General features: G+C 70.5%; 6 protein-coding genes and 2 pseudogenes. 6 read left to right on the forward strand and 2 right to left on the reverse strand.

Translation table 11 applies throughout. The features are described from left to right. Position 1: 1 nt before the first annotated feature. From AC1DVT_RS18110 to AC1DVT_RS18120, 3 genes and pseudogenes are all read left to right on the forward strand, one after another. Positions 2–154: pseudogene (locus AC1DVT_RS18110) on the forward strand (aminotransferase); the annotation flags it as partial. A gap of 153 nt (positions 155–307) precedes the next feature. Continuing rightward, positions 308–1,534, forward strand: coding sequence for a pyridoxal phosphate-dependent aminotransferase (locus AC1DVT_RS18115; RefSeq protein WP_457101327.1), 1,227 nt, complete (start codon positions 308–310; stop codon positions 1,532–1,534). 70 nt (positions 1,535–1,604) lie between these two features. Next, positions 1,605–1,961: a hypothetical protein gene (locus AC1DVT_RS18120; protein WP_477390544.1), complete on the forward strand. Its 357-nt coding sequence runs from the start codon at positions 1,605–1,607 to the stop codon at positions 1,959–1,961. A gap of 63 nt (positions 1,962–2,024) precedes the next feature. Here the strand turns inward: AC1DVT_RS18120 and AC1DVT_RS18125 are convergent, their stop codons facing one another. After that, entirely contained in the window at positions 2,025–2,459 is a 435-nt protein-coding gene (locus tag AC1DVT_RS18125; RefSeq protein WP_457101329.1) for an Rv3235 family protein, read from the reverse strand. Positions 2,460–2,587: 128 nt separating this feature from the next. On the opposite strand from AC1DVT_RS18125, the gene AC1DVT_RS18130 reads away from it, so the two are divergent. After that, positions 2,588–3,193, forward strand: coding sequence for a hypothetical protein (locus tag AC1DVT_RS18130; protein ID WP_477390546.1), 606 nt, complete (start codon positions 2,588–2,590; stop codon positions 3,191–3,193). A gap of 16 nt (positions 3,194–3,209) precedes the next feature. Here AC1DVT_RS18130 and AC1DVT_RS18135 read toward each other — a convergent pair whose 3' ends face one another. Continuing rightward, positions 3,210–3,491: a helix-turn-helix domain-containing protein gene (locus AC1DVT_RS18135; RefSeq protein ID WP_457101331.1), complete on the reverse strand. Its 282-nt coding sequence runs from the start codon at positions 3,489–3,491 to the stop codon at positions 3,210–3,212. Positions 3,492–3,589: 98 nt separating this feature from the next. Here AC1DVT_RS18135 and AC1DVT_RS18140 point away from each other — a divergent pair, with 98 nt between their 5' ends. After that, on the forward strand, positions 3,590–4,216 hold the full coding sequence (locus AC1DVT_RS18140) for an SAF domain-containing protein (RefSeq protein WP_477390548.1): 627 nt from the start codon (positions 3,590–3,592) through the stop codon (positions 4,214–4,216). After that, positions 4,213–4,581 (forward strand): annotated as a pseudogene (locus AC1DVT_RS18145) (hypothetical protein); the annotation flags it as partial. The gene AC1DVT_RS18140 and the pseudogene AC1DVT_RS18145, both read left to right, overlap by 4 nt.

The raw sequence follows: 4,581 nt of genomic DNA on the forward strand, positions 1-4,581 counted from the left end.
GATCCGCACCCTCGACCAGTCGAGCAAGCTGAAGAACGTCCTGTACGAGATCCGCGGACAGGCGCTCGTCGAGGCCGACCGGCTCGAGTCCGAGGGTCACAAGATCCTCAAGCTGAACACCGGCAACCCTGCTGTGTTCGGGTTCGAGGCGCCCCGCGGCGCGTTCGGTCAGCGCACCGATGCGCCGCCGGCGGGGGAGCAGGCGCCGCAGAATCGCGCCCAGCGTCGCGCGGCCGAACGCAAGTAGCCGGACGTCCGGGCCAGGCGTGGGCCATTGGCCTCCCGCCGGCCCGGATATCCTGAACCGATGAGCCCGATCCGCACCCTCGACCAGTCGAGCAAGCTGAAGAACGTCCTGTACGAGATCCGCGGACAGGCGCTCGTCGAGGCCGACCGGCTCGAGTCCGAGGGTCACAAGATCCTCAAGCTGAACACCGGCAACCCTGCTGTGTTCGGGTTCGAGGCGCCCTTCCAGATCGTGCGCGACATGATCGAGGCGATCCCGCACGCCCATGGCTACAGCGACAGCCGAGGCATCATGTCGGCGCGCCGCGCCGTCGTGTACCGCTATGAGCAGGATCCGACGTTCCCGCCGTTCGGTCCCGACGACGTCTTCCTCGGCAACGGCGTGTCGGAGCTCATCACCATGACGATGCAGGCGCTGCTGGATGAGGGCGACGAGGTCCTCATCCCCTCGCCGGACTATCCGCTCTGGACGGCGATGACCAGCCTCGGCGGCGGCACGCCGGTGCACTACGTCTGCGACAACGACGACGGCTGGCAGCCCGACCTCGAGGACATCCGCTCGAAGATCACGCCGCGCACCAAGGCGATCGTCGTCATCAACCCGAACAATCCGACCGGCGCCGTCTACTCGCGCGAGGTGCTCGAGGGCATCGCCGACATCGCCCGCGAGCACTCCCTGCTGCTGCTCGCCGACGAGATCTACGACCGGATCCTGTTCGACGACGCGGTGCACATCCCGATGGCGTCGATCGCTCCCGACCTGCTCTGCCTCACCTTCAACGGCCTCTCGAAGACGTACCGTGTGGCGGGCTACCGCTCCGGCTGGCTCGTCATCACCGGCCCGAAGGCGCACGCCTCGGGCTTCCTCGAGGGGATCAACCTCCTCGCCTCGACGCGCCTCTGCCCCAACGTACCGGCGCAGCACGCCGTGCAGGCCGCCCTCTCCGGCGTGCAGTCGATCGACGCGCTGATCGGCCCGGTCGGGCGACTGCATGAGCAGCGGGATGCCGCGTGGGAAGGTCTCCTCGCGATTCCCGGGGTGACCTGCATGAAGCCGCAGGGCGCGCTGTACGCGTTCCCGCGGTTCGACCCGGACGTCTACGAGATCCGCGACGACCAACGACTCGTGCTCGACTTCCTCCTCGCCGAGCACGTCCTGCTGGTTCCGGGCACAGGCTTCAACTGGCCGACGCCCGACCACGTGCGCATCGTGACGCTCCCGGAGGCCCGGGTGCTCACCGAGGCGATCGAGCGCCTCGGCAACTTCCTGTCGTCTTACCGCCAGTAGCGGCGAGGACGGTGCCACGGCATCCGTCAACCCCCTCGTCGCACGCGGCGGCGGTGCCTATCGTGGCCGCATGTCCATTGAACTGAACGAGCCCGCACTCCGTCATGCGCGGGCGCTGGTGCGCGCGGGCGACGTCGTCCGCGACGAGCGCGACGACTGGTCGGAGGCGGCGCCCACCGCCGACGAGGAGAACGCCTTCATCGAACGGGACGGCTGGACGGAGTACTCGCACTGGCATCTCGGCGTCGACAGGTCTGAGAACCGGGAGACGAAGCAGGCGTACTCGTTCCCGTTCGGCGACTTCCGGAAGGTGCACCGCGGCGGTGTCATCGCGGGGGAGAGCCGAGCCGGCCAATACGACCACACCGAGATCCGCGACGCGCTCAAGGCGCTGCTCGAGCTCATCGACGCCGACAAGGACTCCTGACAACGCGGCAAGGAGACGATCGGGCCGCCACGACGCTGGGGTCGGCCCGTCGTCGGTCGGGGGTCAGAGCAGCGCGAGCGATGTCGCGCGCCAGCGGCCGTCCATGCCTTCGAGGCGCACGGCGACGGCACGGGTGCGCGCCGCACCGGTCACCACCAGCACGGCCTCGACGACGCCGTCGGCCGGCTCGGAGCAGTGCACGGACATGATCGTGTGCACGGGCCGCCGGGCCGCGTCCCCGCGGGCGCTCCGCGCCCGGGCCGCCAGGTTGGATCTGACGACGAGCTTGCGGAAGGCGTCTTCGGTGACCCAGCGAGCAAGCTGCTCGACCTCGCGCACCCCGGCGAGCACCTCGAAGACGCCCCGCGTCAGGTTGCGCAGGAAGGTCTCGGGATCGGGCAGAGCGGAGGTCGCGGTGCGCTGCGGCGCGAAGAACTGCGAGAGCTCATACGCGTCGGGCGCAGCGCGGCGGGGGTTGCCGGCGGGCATCGTTGCCATGGTGCCTACTTCATCGGGGGGACGGGTAGGAAAGTAGTAGAACACGACAGGAACTCACAGGAAGAATTCATATAGCCCCTGTGGATAACTATCCGGACACGGTTTCCCGGTTGCCCTAATCTCGCTGGGTGCGCTGGGACCGGTTCTTCGACGACCTCGAAGATCAGCTCGCCTCCGAGTGGGAGGCCGAGCGCGCTGCGCTGGACACCGAGGCGGAGCGGCTCCGGCTTTCCCGAGTCACGATTCGCGATCGGTTCGGGGCGCTGATCGACCGGGAACGGTCGACTCCGGCTCCCTCATTCGAGTTCGCCGACGGCACGGTGATCCCGGCCGAGGTCACCGGCGTGGGCGCGGACTGGATCGCCCTGGAGCCGGCCGAATCCCGCGGTGGTGCGCTGCTGGCACCGCTGTCAGCCGTCGCATGCGTCGGGATGCCGCATCCGGATCTCCTCCGCAGTGCCCGCCCCGCACCGCCCCGCACGGTCATGGCCGACCGGATGACACTGGGCTTCGTGCTGCGCGACCTCGTGCGCCGGCGGGTCGGAGTCGCGCTGCATCTGCGCAGCGGACGTGCGCTCGCCGGCACGATCGATCGTGCCGGCGCGGACCACCTCGACCTCGCGCTGCACGATCCGGGTGCACCGCGACGCGCCGGCGAGGTGACGGGGCACCGCCTGGTGTCCTTCGACGCGCTCGCATGGATTCGCCTGGACGGCACCACGACCCCGCGATGAGCGGGACCAGGGGATGTCAGTCGCCGTGACGGACGATGCCCGTGCCCCACAGTTCGGGGAAGCTCGCCTCGTTGGACTGTCGCCACAGGGCGGAGAGCCTGGCCTCTTCGATCCGGTCATCGAGATACCCGGAGACGCTTGCGGCGTCGATGCGCCACGCCCCCGCTGTCCCGACCCGCATACCCCGCAGGCGCGCGCTGTGCACGAGCGCCATGATGTCGTCGATCGAGACTCCGAGCACCTCGGCGGCCTGAGACGGAGTCAGGAGACGCACGTCGGACGGGGGGCTGTCGGGCATGTCCCCATTATCCCGGCCACGGAGGGGTGCGACGGGCCGCTGGAGGCACTGTGGATAACCGAGAGGTCTCATCCGGACCGTGAGCGACCATGGGTGGCATGACCGCACTCGAGTCCCCCCGGCCGCGCCGGCGTGCCTTCTGGGTCGATGCCCGCTTCGCCCTCGGCCTCCTCCTCGTCGTCGCCTCCGTGGTCGGCGTCTGGTTCGTCATCTCGGCCGCACGCCAGACCGTCCCGGTCTTCGCCGCCGCCCACACGATCGTGCCAGGCCAGGTGCTCTCGGGCGACGACCTCCGACCGGTCGATGTGGCCCTGGGTCAGGTCGGCGACGCGTATCTCGCCGGCGGGGCGCTCGCAGAGGGTCTCGTCGCCACCCGCACCGTGCCGGCCGGGGAGCTCGTGCCGCAGAGCGCGGTCGGCCCGGCCGCGGCGTCGCGCACCACGAGCGTCGTGGTGCACAGCGCGATCGACGTGCCGGCGGTCATCGGTGAGGGCTCGGTGGTCGAGGTGTGGGCCGCACCGATCCAGGAGCGCGGCTACGACACGCCGCGCATCCTCATTCCGGACGCGACAGTCGTCTCGGTGACGCGCGACGAGTCGATGATCGGGGGCKGCTCGGCCGCGCTCGAACTCGTGATCCCGAGGTCGGAGGTCGCCGCGGTCCTCGCCGCGGTGGCCGCAGAATCCGCCCTCTCCGTCGTCCCGACGACAGGCGCGGGCCGGTGAAGGTCCTCATCGCGGCGGACGAGCCCGATGGCACCCGGCTCGCCGAGGGGTTCGAGCGCGAAGGGATCGAGGTGGTCGCGGTCGTGCCGGCGGACGCCCTCGCGATCGCCGCCGACGACGGCTGGGCGGGGCTGGAGGCCGAGCGCATCGCGCACGCCGTCGCGGGGGCCGACACGGTCGTGCTGCACGCCCACCGCAGGTCGCTCACCGGTGCGGCCGTGGCGCTCTGCGACCGGCACGGCGTGCGCATCCTCCCGCTCATCGCGGACACCGCCGATGAGCGGCTCGTCGCCGCGTTCGGGCTGATCGGGCCGTGGCCGCTCGCCGCCGAGCCGTGGCGCCTCCTCGACGCCCTCGCCGTCGAC

The sequence above is a fragment of the Microbacterium sp. P2_F9 genome (genome assembly GCF_056403635.1).